The sequence below is a fragment of the Celeribacter sp. HF31 genome (genome assembly GCF_011806455.1).
Taxonomy (GTDB): Bacteria; Pseudomonadota; Alphaproteobacteria; order Rhodobacterales; family Rhodobacteraceae; genus Celeribacter.
Genome location: NZ_JAATOT010000007.1, coordinates 66195 through 81263 on the forward strand (window position 1 = coordinate 66195; position 15069 = coordinate 81263).

A 15069-nucleotide genomic window follows, 5' to 3' on the forward strand; every position below is an offset into this window, starting at 1 on the left:
TTCAGGGCTTTGGGTGATCGTCATAATCGCCGGTGAGGATGCGGTTCGCGTCCCCGTCCGGGTCGTCATATTGGCGCGAGCGGATCGACCAGAAGAACCCCGCAAGCCCGAGCCCGCCGAGAAAAATCGAAATCGGGATGAGATAGACGAGTACGTTCATGGTTTTCCTCTGAGGCGCAAAGCATTGAGCGACACGGTGATCGAGCTGAACGACATCGCCAAGGCGGCGGCCAAAGGCGTGGCAAAACCGGCCAGTGCAATCGGCACAGCGATCAGGTTGTAAAGCGTCGCGATGTTGAAGTTTTCCTTGATCCGCTTTGTCGCGGAAACGGCGACCTGCGTGGCCTCTCCCAGTGGGGCCAGCGTTTTGCCCAAAAGCACCATGTCGGAGACGACCCGCGTCGCTTCCAAAGCAGAGGCCGGCGAGATCGACACATGGGCGGCGGCCAGTGCTGCGGTGTCGTTGAGACCATCGCCCACCATCAGAACCTTGCGGCCAGAGCGGGTCAATTCACCGACGCGCAGGGCTTTGGTCTCCGGCAGGCATTCCGCATCCCAGGCTTCGATCCCGATCCGTTTGGCAATGTCGGCCACGGCGGCGGGCGCATCGCCGGAGAGCAGGACCACATCTTTGCCCTGAAGTTTCAGCGCAGCGACCGCTTCAGCGGCGCCGTCACGCAAATGATCGACGAATGCGAAAGCGACAGGGGCCTCCTCACCAATCTTGAGATAAGTGGCGGTTTGAGACAGAGCCTCAGCGCCAAGCCAAGTGGCGCGGCCCAAACGCACGGTTTCGCCGTTCAACGCGCCCTCAACGCCCTGCCCCGGCACCTCAACGATATTGGTCACATTGGCCGGGGTCACATCGGCGGCACGGGTGGCGTCGTAGAGCGCGGCGGACAAAGGATGCGCAGAGCCTGCGGCCAAGGCCATCGCCACGCCACGCGCCTGCGGCGGGATATCGCGGAGGTTCGACAGCTCCGGCTTGCCTTCTGTCAGAGTGCCGGTCTTGTCGAAAACCACCGTGTCGACTTCGGCCAGACGCTCGAGCGCGGTGGCGGATTTGATCAGCATCCCCGCGCGGAACAGCCGCCCCGAAGCGGCGGTGGTCACGGCGGGCACGGCGAGACCCAACGCGCAAGGACAGGTGATGATCAGAACCGCAACCGCGATGTTCAAGGAGTGGCGCACATCGCCCGTGGCGATCATCCAGCCGATGAAGGCGGCGAGCGACAGGATATGCACGGCAGGTGCATAAATCTGTGCCGCGCGGTCCGCCAAAGAGGTGTATTTGTTGCGCGAGGTTTCCGCCATGGCGACGAGATCGGCCATGCGGTGCAGCGAGCTGTCTTCGCCCGCGGCGGTGACTTTCACCACCAGCGGCCCAGTCAGATTGACCTCGCCTGCGGAGACGATGGTGTCCAGCCCGGCTTCAACCGGAAGGCTTTCGCCAGTCAGCAAAGAACGGTCCAACTCGGACGCGCCTTCGACGACGATGCCGTCCACAGGCACGCGCGCGCCGGGCACGACGCGGACCAAGGCACCTTTGGCCAGATCGGTGATCGACACCACAGTGCCGTCGGCCAAGGTGGCGCGGGGCACTTCGAGCGCGGCAAGTTCTTCGGCGGCGGAGCGGGCCACGGAGCGGGTGCGGTAATCGAGATAGCGCCCGGCCAAAAGGAAGAAGGTCAAGGACAGCGCCGCATCGAAATAGGCGTGCCGCCCGGATTCCATGGTCTCGAACAAAGACATGCCGCCCGCCAGAAGAATCGCGAGCGAAATCGGTACATCCATGTTGAGGCGCTTGGCCTTCAGCGCGGTCCAGGCGGAGCCAAAGAACGGCTGCGCGGCATAGGCGATCGCCGGCAAGGCGATGGCGGCGGAGATCCAGTGAAACATGTCGCGGGTGACATCGGAGGCGCCGGACCAGACCGCGATGGACAAGAGCATGACGTTCATCATCGCAAAGCCCGAGACGGCAATGCGGGTCAGGATGGCGCGGCCTTTCTTGTCGGTCTCGGTGGCGGAAATCGCACCCGCATCGAGTTCGTAGGCCTCGTAACCTGCGCGGGTCAGCGCGCCGATCAGCGTGTCGACGGAGACATCTTCGTCGGCCTCAACCTGCGCGCGTTTCAAGGTCAGGTTGACTCGTGCGGCGCGCACGCCGGGCTGTTTCGTCAACTCGCGTTCGACGCCCGAGATACAGGCCGCACAATAGATCGCGGGCAGAGACAGGACAAACCGAGTGTCACGCACATCGCGCGCATGCGCCGCCTCTTCGGCGGCGGGGGCGGCGACACAGGCCGGGCAGGCCGAGATTTGGACCTCAGACATGCTTGGTCTCCCGCGCTCAGCGCTTCACATGAATGACGATGCGCTGGGTGAAATGCGTGCCATCCACCGCCTTGGCAACCATGCGGTAGTTCCAGTTGCCCTCGGCCAACCTGCCGGTTTCGGCCACGTAAGCCTCGCCGTTGAACACGAACTCGGGGTCCTGATCCTGCGCCACCGTGGTCGCACGCCCCAATGTGCCGCTGATCTCAGCGACCTCGACAGGGTTGCCTTCCGCATCGCGGATATAGACGAAGAGGTTTTCCTGATCGTCCACCGCCTCGACGGTCCAGCCCAGAGCTTCCTGAGCTTCTTTGTCGCGGTTGAAGGTCTGGGAGACGCCGTAGGAGTTGGCGGTCTCGAGGCCCGGAAAGGTCTTCACGGCCTGGACGGCCATGAAGATGTTGACACCGATGATGATGGCAAAGGCCGACACCGTGATGATGAGGACGTGTTTGCCGGTAATCTCTTTTCCAGTGATTTCGCGTGCCATGTTTATTGCCCTCGCCCATTGAACACCGAGTCGACTGAGACGCGTTCATTGGACACGTCGTCTTCGACCCAGAAAGTGAACTCTGTACGGTCGGACATCGCGGGCTCAGAGCCTGCGGGGGCTTCGACATAGGCGCGCACGATCCGCATTTCGTCGGCATCCACCGGGATCGTGTCGCCCGCATCCGTATCGGAATCCTGCAACGTCACCGTCAGAGTATCGTTGCCTGTGACACTAACACGGAACTCGCGGGTTTCGCCATGCTTGTTGCGCAGACGCAGATCGTAAATGTTGCGGATCGCACCATCGGATTGCAGGACGTAGGTCGGGTTGCGCACCGGCGCCACGGTCATGTCGATGTCGGCCCGAATGAAGAGCGCGAACAGCAAAGCAAAGCCCACTGCGGACCAGAGCACCGTGTAAAGAATGGTGCGCGGGCGGAAGATATGTTTCCAGACGGGCTTCGGCTCTTGACCCGCGATCTCGCGCGGTTCGTCCGTCAGCGCCATGTAGTCGATGAGGCCGCGCGGCTTGCCGATTTTGTCCATCATCTCGTCGCAGGCATCGATGCAGAGCGCACAGGTGATGCACTCAAGCTGTTGCCCGTCGCGAATGTCGATGCCCATCGGGCAGACGTTCACACAGGCCATACAGTCGATGCAATCGCCGAGGTTCTCTGCGCCCGCGCCTTTGCGATGCTTGCCACGCGGCTCGCCGCGCCAGTGACGGTAGCCGACAACAAGGGTGTCTTCGTCCATCATCGCGGCCTGAATGCGCGGCCATGGGCAGGCGTAGATACAGATTTGCTCACGCGCGATGGCGCCAAAGAAGACGGTGGTCGCGGTCAGGATCGCCATGGTCAGATAGGCCACGGGATGGGCGTGCCCGGTCACCAGATCGACCAAAAGCGTCGGCGCATCGGTGAAATAGAACACCCAGGCCCCGCCGGTCGCCAGACCGATCAGAATCCACGAGAGGTACTTGATCGCCCGCAGGCGGACTTTGCGGAAGTCCCATTTCTTTTGACGATGCAGACGCAGACGCGCGTTGCGGTCGCCTTCGATCCAGCGCTCGACCAGAATGAAAAGATCGGTCCAGACGGTTTGCGGGCAGGCATAGCCACACCAGACACGCCCGGCGGCGGAGGTAAACAGGAAGAGGCCAAGCCCCGCCATGATCAACAGACCCGCGATGAAATAGAATTCATGCGGCCAGATCTCGATCCAGAAAAAGAAGAACCGACGATTTGCCAGATCGATCAAGATCGCCTGATCCGGAAGCTCGGGGCCCCGGTTCCATCGGATCCACGGCGAGAGGTAATAAATCCCCAGCGTGATCGCCATGATGATCCATTTGAGGTTCCGAAACTTACCCTTCACACGACGCGGGAAAACCGGTTCGCGGGAGGCATAGAGTTTTTCTTCGGGAGGGGTGTCGGTAGAGCTCATGGAGCATTGCCTTTTCACACTGTTCGCGTTTGCACCTTATTGCGGGCGAGGGGTTTACAGAGCCTTGATATGAATCAAACTTTTGTGAGACCCGCGTAAAGATGCATCAAAAACGCGCCTTTTTCCTGCGACATCCTGCCTCACGCAGGCAGGTGCGGCGCAACGATGTAGAGGGGAAAAAGCCGCAGCACTGACATGCCGCGGCTTTCAAGATTTGTGGACACCGACCCCGAAGAAACGCGCGAACAGGATCAAGGGCCGGTGCCGCAACCCGGGCGTTGCCGCCCGGATTTCGGTGTTATTGACCGCCGCCCAGCTGGTGGACGTAGAGCGCGGCTGCGTTCACTTCGGCTTGCGACAGACGCTGACCCCAGGCCGGCATCACGCCGAAACGGGCGTAGTAAACCGTCTCGTAGACCGTGTCGTGATCGCCACCGTAGAGCCAGATGGCGTCGGTCAGGTTCGGCGCACCTTGGTAGATGTCGCCTGTGCCGTCTTCGCCATGGCAGGACGAACAGTTGATCTCGAACACTTCTGCGCCAGCAGAGGCGAGATCGACATCATATGTCCCGCCCACGAGGTTGGTGCCATCGCCTTCGGGATCGGACAGGGACATGGCAAAGGCCACGACCTGATCGATTTCCTCTTCGGTCAGCAACTCGTCGGCGCCGAATTTCGGCATTTCGGAGTAGCGGGCCTCATCGGTTTCGTTACGAACACCGTGCTGCACGGTATAGGCAACTTCGTCGATGGTGCCGCCCCAAAGCCAGTCGTTGTCCAACAGGTTCGGGTAGCCAACGTTACCGGCGGCACCGGAACCGTGACACTGCGAACAGTTGGCCCGGAACACGGCAGCGCCCATGTTCACACCGTAGTTGTGCACATCGGAACCGACCTCGATCGTCGTGATATCGGCTGCGGCCAGTTCGGCGTTCACGGCCGCGTTCATCTCCTCGAAAGAGGCGATTTTGTCGGCCACCTGGGCCCGAGTGGACCAGCCGAGCACCCCGGCAGTGGCGCCTTTGACCAGCGGCCATGCGGGCATGGCGATGGTGTAGGCAATGCCCCAGACGATACAGATGTACCAGATGATCAGCCACCAGCGCGGGAGCGGGTTGTTGAGTTCCTCAATACCGTCCCACGAGTGGCCTGTGGTTTCCACGTCTTTCTTGCTCATGTCCTCGCCTCCTTTTCGGCGGGTTTGTCTTCATGCCGGAAGATGATGTCGGCCGTGTCACGATGTTCCTTGCGCGAGCCCGGACGAAACGCCCAGAACACGACGCCCATAAAGAACATGAACATGGCCAAAAGCACCCAGCTGTCGGCAAATTCGCGAAGGATGTGATAATCCATCTCATCAGCTCCTTAGCGAGACGCGTCGGGCGTGAAGGTCGAGAAATCGACCAGCGTTCCGAGCATCTGCATGTAGGCGATAAGGGCATCCATTTCCGTGATTCCGTCCTGACCGTCGAAGTTTGACACGACAGCGCCGGGGTAGCGTTCCAGAAGGCCATCAGTGTCGGCCCACGGGTCAGCTTGCGCTTCGAAATCTTCCTTCGCGACCTCGATCATCTCGTCGGTGTAAGGCACACCCACGATGCGATGCGTGGACATCAGATCCTCGATATACTCGGGCTCGATGTAGCGGTCGGCGAGGAACCCGTATTTCGGCATAACCGATTCCGGTACCACGGATTGCGGGTTGGTGAGGTGATCCACATGCCAGGCGTCCGAATAGCGACCGCCCACACGGGCAAGGTCGGGTCCGGTCCGCTTGGAGCCCCACTGGAACGGGTGATCGTATTTCGATTCCGCTGCCAGCGAGTAGTGACCGTAACGTTCCACCTCGTCACGCATCGGGCGGATCATCTGCGAGTGACAGACATAGCAGCCTTCCCGCACATAGATTTCCCGACCGGTGAGCTCCAGCGGGGAGTAGGGGCGCACGCCCTCTACATCCTCGATGGTGTTTTCCAGGTAGAACAGCGGAGCGATCTCGACGATCCCGCCCACGGTGACGACCAGAAGGGCGCCAACCATGAGAAGCGTTCCGTTGGTTTCGATGATCTTATGCTTATCAATGAGAGCCATATTCGAAACCCTCCCTTATTCGGCCGGCACGGCAGCAGCTTCGTCCGCTTTCACGGGGCTGCGACGCACGGTCATGACGAGGTTGTAGCACATGATGATCGCACCGGTGAGGTAGAGCACCCCGCCCAAAGCACGCACCACATACATCGGATGCTTGGCGGACACGGTGTCGGCAAAGGCGTTCACGAGGAAGCCCTGGCTGTCGACTTCGCGCCACATCAGGCCTTCCATGATGCCCGTGACCCACATCGACGCGGCGTAGAGCACGATGCCGATGGTGGCGAGCCAGAAGTGCCAGGACACGAGACCGAGAGAGTAGAGACGCTCACGGTTCCACAGACGCGGCACGAGGAAATAGAGAGCCCCGAAGGTGATCATGCCGTTCCAGCCCAGAGCACCGGAGTGCACGTGACCGATGGTCCAGTCGGTGTAGTGAGACAGCGAGTTCACGGCCCGGATCGACATCATCGGACCTTCAAAGGTCGACATGCCGTAGAAGCCCACGGAAATCACCATCATACGGATCACCGGATCGGTGCGTAGTTTGTCCCAGGCGCCCGAGAGCGTCATCAGGCCGTTGATCATGCCGCCCCAGGAGGGCATCCAGAGGATCACGGAGAACACCATGCCCAGCGTCGAAGCCCAGTCGGGCAGCGCGGTGTAGTGCAGGTGGTGCGGACCGGCCCAGATGTAGATGAAGATCAGCGCCCAGAAGTGGATGATCGACAGCTTGTAGGAGAACACCGGGCGTTCGGCTTGTTTCGGCACGAAGTAGTACATCATGCCCAGGAAGCCTGCGGTCAGGAAGAAGCCCACGGCGTTGTGGCCGTACCACCACTGCGTCATCGCGTCCTGAACACCGGACATCACCATGACCGAGCGCGAGCCCAGGATCGAGATCGGAATCGCCAGGTTGTTGACGATGTGCAGCATCGCGATGGTGATGATGAAGGACAGGTAAAACCAGTTGGCGACGTAGATGTGCTTTTCTTTGCGCTTAAAGATCGTGCCCATGAAGGCCAGCAGATAAGCCACCCAAACGATGGTCAGCCACAGGTCGATGTACCATTCCGGCTCAGCGTATTCTTTCGACTGGGTCACCCCCATCAGGTAGCCGGTTGCGGCCAGCACGATGAAAAGGTTGTAGCCCCAGAACACGAACCAACCGAGGTTGCCGCCCCAAAGACGCGCCGCCGAGGTGCGCTGCACCACGTAGAAGGAGGACGCGATCAAGGCGTTGCCGCCAAAGGCGAAAATCACCGCGGAGGTGTGCAGCGGGCGCAGACGCCCGAAGTTGCCGTGACCCTGCAGGAACTCAAAGTTCAACTGCGGGAAAGCAAGCTGGAAGGCAATGAACGTCCCCGCGAGGAAGCCCACAACGCCCCAGCCGGCGGTGGCGATGACACCGGCGCGCACAACGCCGTCAAGATAGCCGGTCGGAGCCGGTTTGACGTCACCCGTCGTGCGCAGGGTGTAGATAAAAGTGATGGCTGCTGCGGCCATAAAGATGAGCGCGTGCACCTGATAGGCAAAATCACGCCCGTAGTTTGCGGCAAGGCCGAAGAGAATCACGGCGATCCCCAGCACTGCCAGCTTGATATAGTTCCACATGTTGCGTCCCTTCGTTCATTCGCCCTGTTCTTTGGGCATAGTCGTCCCGCGTTCGACCCACGGGTGCCGACAGTGAGCGGTTTGTCTCACATCTCTGTGACCAGCCTTGATCTGAGTCAAAACACTCACATTTACAATTTTTCTGCGTTAAATTCCCAGTCTCTCTCTGTCGAACCGCGATGATCCGTCGCAGCCCCTATTCGCATGGCAATTCTGCCCTCTCTCAGCCATTTCACAAAGGCAAAATGCAACCCTCACGTGCACAAATCGTAAAGAGCGGCATTTTTGTTGATCTCAATCAATGCGATAATCAATGGATAGACTCATGATCTGTTCAGAAACGATAGATACGCGAATGGAGGCGGACATGCCCTTCAAGACCATCACAACCATCATGTGCAACATGGAAGCCGACCGTCACGCTCTCGATGCGGCGGTGGCTCTGGCCCGACGCGAAGAGGGACATCTCGACGTGATTTGCCTCGGCCTCGACCGGACCCAGCCGGGCTTTTATTACGCTGGCACCAACGCCATGGCTTTGCAGGACAACCTGCAACAGGCGCAGGCCGACAGCAAAAAAATCGAAGAGGAGGTCAAGGAGTACCTCAAAGCCGAGGAAATCCCCTGGGTCACCAACCCGGTGACAGCCCAGATGGCTGGCCTGACACCGCAGCTTGCGCATTACCTGCGCTTCTCCGATGTGGTCGTCCTGCCCCGCCCCTATGGCGCCGGTCGCGGGCATGAACACGAAGAGATTCTCGAAGCCGCGCTCTTCTCCGGCCATGTGCCCGTGCTCGTCGTCCCCGATGGCGTGAATGTGCCTGACAAGATCGACCGTGTGGTCGTCGCTTGGAACGAAAGCGCCGAAGCTCTTGGTGCTGTGCGCTCGGCTCTGCCGATCCTGCAAAAGGCCGATCTGGTGGACATCACCATCATCGACCCGCCGCAACACGGCCCCGACCGCTCCGATCCGGGTGGCTCTCTGTGCCAGATGCTCGTGCGTCACGGCGTGCGTGCCGAGGTTTCCGTTCTGGCCAAAACCATGCCCCGCGTCTCCGACGTGTTGATGCGTCAACTGACCGACAAGGATGCCGATATGCTGGTGATGGGGGCCTATGGCCATTCGCGGTTCCGCGAATCCATCTTGGGTGGCGCAACCCGGCACATGCTTGAGCTTGCCGAGCTACCGGTGCTGATGTCGCACTGACATCTCATTGATCAAAAAGAAAAACGCGCCTCAGGGCGCGTTTTTTCATGCTTTTCTATCGATCTGATTTCAGATCATCAAACCGCCGTCGGTGTCGTCGCCGGTTTCGATCTGAAGCCGGTCGTAATCCGGAATCACCACCTTGCGTTTGCCCTCAAGTGTGATCACCCCATCGCGTTTCAGCGCGGAAATCTGTCGCGACACGGTTTCCAGCGTCAGCCCGAGATAATCCGCCATCGCCTCCCGCGTCAGCGGCAGTTCGAAATCCATGCCGTCGCCCGCCGTGGTCAGCTCAAGCGAGGCTTCACGCCGCGCGATAATGGCCAGCAGAGAGGCAATCTTTTCCCGCGCCGTCTTGCGCCCGAGAATCAACATCCACTCCCGCGCCGCATCCAATTCGTCGAGCGTCATTTCCAAGAGGCGCTGACTGACATGCGGCGTACGCAGCATCATCTGCTCAAAGGGTTTGCGGCGGAAACAGCACAGCGTCAGATTGGACACCGCGACCACGTCATACGGCGCCGCATCGCGCCCCGGACGCCCGAGGAAATCCGACGGCAGCAACAGCCCCACCATCTGGGTCCGCCCATCTTCCATCGCCTGGCTGAGGGACGCCACACCGGTCACCACAGAGGCCACGAAGTCCATCCGGTCACCGGACCAGACGATCGGCTGGCCCGCCTCATAGGAGCGATAATATTTGATCGCATCCAGTTCCTCGAGCTCATCAACGTCGCACCGCGCACACACGGCCCGGTGGCGGATCGGGCAGGAACCGCATTCTTTGTGGTTAAATGTCATGTCGCTCATTCGTGCGCTCGCAATTCTTGATCTGAGTCAATGCACCAGACCTATGATTCACTAGAGCGTATCCCTATGAACAAACACACGCAACTCCGCAAGCTCGGCCTCTTCGATGCCCGTGTGCCTCGGTACACGAGCTATCCGACAGCGCCGCATTTTGGCAACACAACCTCTGCGGAGGATGTGCAAGGCTGGCTGAATTCCCTGAATTCTGCACAGCCAATCTCGCTATACGTGCATGTGCCCTTCTGTCGGCGCCTCTGCTGGTTCTGCGCCTGCCGCACGCAGGGCACGAGCACAGCGGGCCCCGTGGCCACCTATGTCGAGACGCTCAAGGCGGAATTGGCGCTGATCAAGGCGCAGCTTCCCGAGGGCATTGAAATCGGCCACCTGCATTGGGGCGGCGGCACGCCGACGCTTTTGGAGGCCGAGATGATCGCGGACCTTTCCGCCGCGATCCGCGATGTGGCGCCTTTCGCGCAGGACTATGAGTTCTCCGTCGAGGTCGACCCGAACGAGATCGACGACGCGCGTCTCGATGCGCTGGCCGAGGCGGGCATGAACCGCGCCTCCATCGGCGTGCAGGATTTCGACCCGCAAATTCAGGAAACCATCGGTCGCATCCAGTCCTATGAGACGACGAAAGCCGCCGTCGACGGCCTGCGCGCGCGGGGCATCCGGTCCTTGAACGCCGATATTCTCTATGGCCTGCCCGGTCAAAACCCTGAGAAAATCTCCGAAAGCGTTCAGAAACTTCTGTCGCTCTCACCCGACCGCGTGGCGCTTTTCGGCTACGCCCATGTGCCGTGGATGGCCCGGCGTCAGAACATGATCCCGACCGACGCGTTGCCGACGCCCGAGGAGCGGCTTGAGCTGTTCAACATCGCGCGCGAGCTGTTTGTCTGGGACGATTACGCCGAGATCGGCATCGACCATTTCGCCAAGAAAGGCGACGGGCTTGAGGTCGCACTTCGCACCGGCAAGCTGCGCCGCAATTTCCAAGGCTACACGGACGACAAATGTCCCACCATGGTGGGCGTCGGCGCGTCCTCGATTGCGAAATACCCGCAAGGCTATGCGCAGAACCAGCCGTCGACCTCGAAATATCAGGCCGAGGTGCGCGCCGGAAATCTGCCCATCGCAAAAGGCCATGTCTTTAGCCAAGAGGATCATTTGCGCGGTCGGATCATCGAGGCCTTGATGTGCGACTTCCGCGTCGAAGCCGCAGAGTTGGCGCAAGATTTCGGCCTGACGCAAGACGCCTTCAACGGCTTCGCCATGGGCGTGCAGGACGCCTTCCCCGAGATGCTCGACATCTCGCCAGAGCGCATCGTCATTCGCGAAGAGGCCCGGCCACTCACCCGCATGATCGCCCGGCATTTCGATGCCTACGACATGACTCAGGCGCAGCATTCCTCGGCGGTTTGACCCCCGTTCACTCCCCGTTCAAAGACCCGCTTATGGCGGGTCTTTTTATGTCCGCCCCTTGCCTTCGCCCCTGAATTACAGGACACCCGGCAGAGCAAACGGAGACCAACCATGGACATTCTTTCCCGCCTCAAAGCGATCACGCCCTATGTGCTCACGGGCGAAGACGCACTGCCCTATGGTCGCGATTGGGTCGGGAAATACGAGACCGCGCCGCTCGCCGTGGTGCGCCCCGGCGCGACCGAAGAGGTCTCCGCTATTTTGACCCTTTGCCATGAGACCGACACGCCCGTGGTGCCGATGGGCGGCAACACCGGGCTGACCGGCGCCACCGCTGCGGAGGGCGCCTTGGTCCTGTCCCTCGACCGGATGCAAACCATCCGCGAGATTCGTCCCGAGGCGCGCCTTGCCGTGGTCGAGGCCGGTGTGATCCTGCAGAACCTGCACGAGGCCACCGCCGAGCATGGCCTGACCTACCCGATGACCTTCGGCGCGAAAGGCTCCGCGCGGATCGGCGGCACATTGGCAACCAATGCGGGTGGCTCCAACGTGCTGCGCTATGGCAACACCCGCGATCTCTGCCTCGGCATTGAGGTTGTCTTGGCCGACGGACGTGTGCTCGATCTCATGAGCGAGCTGCACAAGGACAATTCGGGCTACGACCTGCGCGATCTGATCATCGGCTCCGAAGGCACGCTGGGCGTGATCAGCGCCGCCGTGGTAAAACTCGCGCCCCTGCCCCTGGCCTATGCCTCCGCCATGGTCACCGTGCCGGATCTCTCCGCCGCGCTCGATCTTTTGAACGCACTGCAAACCCGCACGGGCGGGATGGTCGAGGCGTTTGAGTATATGCCGCGCGACTATATGGCGAATTTGAAACGCTTCCGCGCCGACCTGACCCCGCCTTTGGGGCATAATCAGGACCACACGATTTTCCTGGAAGTTGCCTCGACCATGGCGCGCGACTGCACCCCCGATGAGACCGGCCAACTGCCGCTCTCCGCGCATCTCGAAGAGACGCTGGGCGAGATGTTCGAAGAGGGTCTGGTGCTCGACGCGGCGCTGGCACAGAGCGAGGCGCAACGCCGCCTGATGTGGGAGATCCGCGAAGCGGCGGCGGAAATATCGGTGGCGATCAAGCCGGTGGTGATCAACGATCTCTGCCTGCCTCTGGATCAGATCGAGAGCTTCCTGAGTCGCGCCAAGACCACGCTCAGCGCGCTTGATCCCGGCTTTGGCACCTGCGTCGTGGCCCATCTGGGCGATGGCAACATTCATTACACGGTCTATCCGAGCGCGCCTGATCTTGCCGATCCGCTGATGGAAGCGGTGGAGGACATCGTGAAAGACATGCGCGGCAGCTTCTCCGCTGAACATGGCATCGGGCTGTCGAAACTGCCGTCGATGCGGCGGCGCAAGGACCCGGTGGCTTTGGAGATGATGCGCGCAGTGAAGGCGGCCTTCGATCCGAAGGGAATTTTGAACCCCGGAAAAACGCTGCCCTAAGCGTTATTTCCAGTCAAAGAACCCGGCGCCCGCACGCGCCAAGAGCTTCGCCGCCAGTTCAATCCCCATCGCAGCCCCATCCTCGACCGCACCGGAAATCTCATCCGTCAGGCTTTCCGAGCCATCCGTACGCAGGATTTCACCACGCAGCCGCAGCGTGCCACCCTCGATTTGCGCCAGACCCGCAATCGGGGTTTGGCAGGAGCCGTCGAGTTTGGCTAGAAACGCGCGCTCACAAGCCATCGCCTGCCCCGTCGGGACATGGTGCAGCGCGGCGAGCATCTCGGCGATATGGCTGTCGCTCTCACGGTGCTCAATCGAAATCGCCCCCTGCGCCACAGCGGGGAGCATCTCTTCGGCACTGACCGCCTGGCGCGGCACGTCGTCATAGCCCAGACGGTTGAGCCCCGCCATGGCGAGGAAGGTCGCGTCGGCCACGCCCTCTTCGAGTTTTTGCAAACGGGTCTGAACCGAGCCGCGGAATTCAACGACCTTGAGATCGGGCCGCTTGTTCAAAAGCTGCGCTTTGCGGCGCAGGGACGACGACCCAACGGTCGCGCCCAACGGGAGATCGGCGAGCGCTTTACCGTCTAAGGTGATGAAAGCATCAAAGGGGTTTTCACGCTCCAGGAAAGTGCCGAGCACCAGACCCTCAGGCTGTTCCACCGACATATCTTTCGTCGAATGCACCGCAATGTCGACCTCGCCGGACAACAGCCGGTCCTCGATCTCTTTGGAGAACAGACCCTTGCCGCCCAACTCGCGCAGCGCGCGATCCTGCACCCGGTCACCCCGCGTGGACACCGTCACGACTTGGAAGGCCTCAAGCGGCAGATCGAAGGCCTTCATCAGCAAGTCCCGCGTTTCATTCGCCTGCGCCAGCGCAAGCGGGGAGCCACGGGTGCCGATTTTCAGCGGTTGAGCGGGGGTCGGAAGCGTCATTGTCATGGCCAAGGCTTACCTGCGGCGGATCGGCCTGACAAGCGGGGAAAGTGCCTTGTGTGCTTGACAAATCCGCGCAAGGCAGGGACCAGTGCAGGGCAGTATGAATGGGAGGCCGCAGATGACCGAGCAGAAGACCGACAAGACGATCCTGAAAGCTCTGAGAGGCGAAACGCAAAAGGTTCCGCCGATCTGGATGATGCGTCAGGCCGGGCGGTATCTGCCGGAATATCGCGCGACGCGCGCCGAGGCGGGGGATTTCCTGTCGCTGTGCTACAACTCCGATCTGGCCGCCGAAGTGACGCTTCAGCCGATCCGGCGCTTTGGGTTCGATGCCGCAATCCTCTTTGCCGACATCCTTTTGCTGCCACAGGCTTTGGGCGCCGATCTCTGGTTCGTCACCGGCGAAGGCCCACGCCTCTCGACCATCACCGAGGACGCGGATTTTGCCAAACTCAAAGGCAAGGACGACATCCACGACACGCTCGCGCCGATCTATGAAACGGTGAAAATCCTCTCGGGCGAATTGCCGAAGGAAACGACACTCATCGGCTTTGCGGGCGCACCCTGGACCGTGGCGACCTATATGATCGCCGGGCGTGGCACGCCTGACCAAGGCCCTGCGCATGCGCTGCGCGAAGGAAATAATGCGCTGTTCGAAAAGGTCATCGACCTTCTGACCGTCTCGACCATCGAATATCTCGACATGCAAATCCGCGCGGGCGCTGAAGTGGTGAAAATCTTCGACTCTTGGGCCGGGAGCCTCAAGGGCGAGGCCTTTGAAAAATACGCCGTCGAACCAGCGCGGATCATCACCCGCGAATTGAAGCGCCGTCATGGTGACATCCCGGTGATCGGCTTCCCGCGCGAGGCGGGCGATGGCTATATCGGGTTCCATGCCAAGACCGGCGTCGATTGCGTCGCGCTCGACAATTCCGTGACGCCCGAATGGGGCGCGGAACATGTGCAGGTGGACGGCTGTGTGCAGGGCAATCTGGCGTCCTCGCATATGGTGACGGGCGGTCAGGCCCTGATCGACGAGGTGCGCCATGTGCGTGACGCCTTCTCGAAAGGCCCGCATATCTTCAACCTCGGCCATGGCATCACGCCGGACGCGGATCCGGACAACGTGAGCCTGATGATCGAGACCTTGCGAGAGACCGTCTGACCCGCAAACCCCATATCAAACGCCCGTCACGACAAACATC

Annotated in this window: 14 protein-coding genes; 4 read left to right on the forward strand and 10 right to left on the reverse strand. The window is 60.9% G+C overall.

Annotated features, from left to right (window positions below; translation table 11 throughout):
* Window position 1: 1 nt before the first annotated feature.
* From ccoS to ccoN, 8 genes are all read right to left on the reverse strand, one after another.
* Window positions 2-160, reverse strand: coding sequence for a cbb3-type cytochrome oxidase assembly protein CcoS (gene ccoS / locus HCZ23_RS15280; protein WP_167602613.1), 159 nt, complete (start codon window positions 158-160; stop codon window positions 2-4).
* A complete protein-coding gene (locus HCZ23_RS15285; protein WP_167602614.1) occupies window positions 157-2334 on the reverse strand; it encodes a heavy metal translocating P-type ATPase in 2178 nt (725 codons plus the stop codon). Before HCZ23_RS15285 ends, ccoS begins: the two co-directional genes overlap by 4 nt.
* Window positions 2335-2350: 16 nt before the next feature.
* Window positions 2351-2824 (reverse strand): FixH family protein, encoded by a 474-nt coding sequence (locus tag HCZ23_RS15290; protein WP_167602615.1) that lies wholly within the window; start codon window positions 2822-2824, stop codon window positions 2351-2353.
* A 2-nt stretch (window positions 2825-2826) separates the two neighbouring features.
* Window positions 2827-4272 (reverse strand): cytochrome c oxidase accessory protein CcoG, encoded by a 1446-nt coding sequence (gene ccoG / locus HCZ23_RS15295; protein ID WP_167602616.1) that lies wholly within the window; start codon window positions 4270-4272, stop codon window positions 2827-2829.
* 298 nt (window positions 4273-4570) lie between these two features.
* Entirely contained in the window at window positions 4571-5449 is an 879-nt protein-coding gene (gene ccoP, locus HCZ23_RS15300; protein ID WP_167602617.1) for a cytochrome-c oxidase, cbb3-type subunit III, read from the reverse strand.
* On the reverse strand, window positions 5446-5625 hold the full coding sequence (locus tag HCZ23_RS15305) for a cbb3-type cytochrome c oxidase subunit 3 (protein ID WP_167602618.1): 180 nt from the start codon (window positions 5623-5625) through the stop codon (window positions 5446-5448). Before HCZ23_RS15305 ends, ccoP begins: the two co-directional genes overlap by 4 nt.
* A 12-nt stretch (window positions 5626-5637) precedes the next feature.
* Window positions 5638-6363, reverse strand: a complete 726-nt coding sequence (ccoO, locus tag HCZ23_RS15310; protein WP_167602619.1) for a cytochrome-c oxidase, cbb3-type subunit II — start codon at window positions 6361-6363, stop codon at window positions 5638-5640.
* 15 nt (window positions 6364-6378) lie between these two features.
* On the reverse strand, window positions 6379-7974 hold the full coding sequence (ccoN, locus tag HCZ23_RS15315; protein WP_167602620.1) for a cytochrome-c oxidase, cbb3-type subunit I: 1596 nt from the start codon (window positions 7972-7974) through the stop codon (window positions 6379-6381).
* A 367-nt stretch (window positions 7975-8341) separates the two neighbouring features.
* Between ccoN and HCZ23_RS15320 the strand changes: the two genes are divergently transcribed.
* Entirely contained in the window at window positions 8342-9181 is an 840-nt protein-coding gene (locus tag HCZ23_RS15320; protein ID WP_167602621.1) for a universal stress protein, read from the forward strand.
* A 69-nt stretch (window positions 9182-9250) separates the two neighbouring features.
* On the opposite strand, the gene fnrL is transcribed toward HCZ23_RS15320, so the two are convergent.
* Window positions 9251-9991 (reverse strand): transcriptional regulator FnrL, encoded by a 741-nt coding sequence (gene fnrL / locus HCZ23_RS15325; RefSeq protein ID WP_167602622.1) that lies wholly within the window; start codon window positions 9989-9991, stop codon window positions 9251-9253.
* A 66-nt stretch (window positions 9992-10057) separates the two neighbouring features.
* Between fnrL and hemN the strand changes: the two genes are divergently transcribed.
* Window positions 10058-11413: an oxygen-independent coproporphyrinogen III oxidase gene (gene hemN / locus HCZ23_RS15330; RefSeq protein ID WP_167602623.1), complete on the forward strand. Its 1356-nt coding sequence runs from the start codon at window positions 10058-10060 to the stop codon at window positions 11411-11413.
* A 111-nt stretch (window positions 11414-11524) separates the two neighbouring features.
* The gene (locus tag HCZ23_RS15335; protein WP_167602624.1) at window positions 11525-12919 is read left to right on the forward strand and encodes an FAD-binding oxidoreductase; all 1395 of its coding nucleotides are present in this window, start codon (window positions 11525-11527) and stop codon (window positions 12917-12919) included.
* 3 nt (window positions 12920-12922) lie between these two features.
* On the opposite strand, the gene hemC is transcribed toward HCZ23_RS15335, so the two are convergent.
* A complete protein-coding gene (hemC, locus tag HCZ23_RS15340; RefSeq protein WP_167602625.1) occupies window positions 12923-13867 on the reverse strand; it encodes a hydroxymethylbilane synthase in 945 nt (314 codons plus the stop codon).
* Window positions 13868-13982: 115 nt separating this feature from the next.
* On the opposite strand from hemC, the gene hemE reads away from it, so the two are divergent.
* Window positions 13983-15029: a uroporphyrinogen decarboxylase gene (gene hemE, locus HCZ23_RS15345; RefSeq protein ID WP_167602626.1), complete on the forward strand. Its 1047-nt coding sequence runs from the start codon at window positions 13983-13985 to the stop codon at window positions 15027-15029.
* Window positions 15030-15069: the final 40 nt, after the last annotated feature.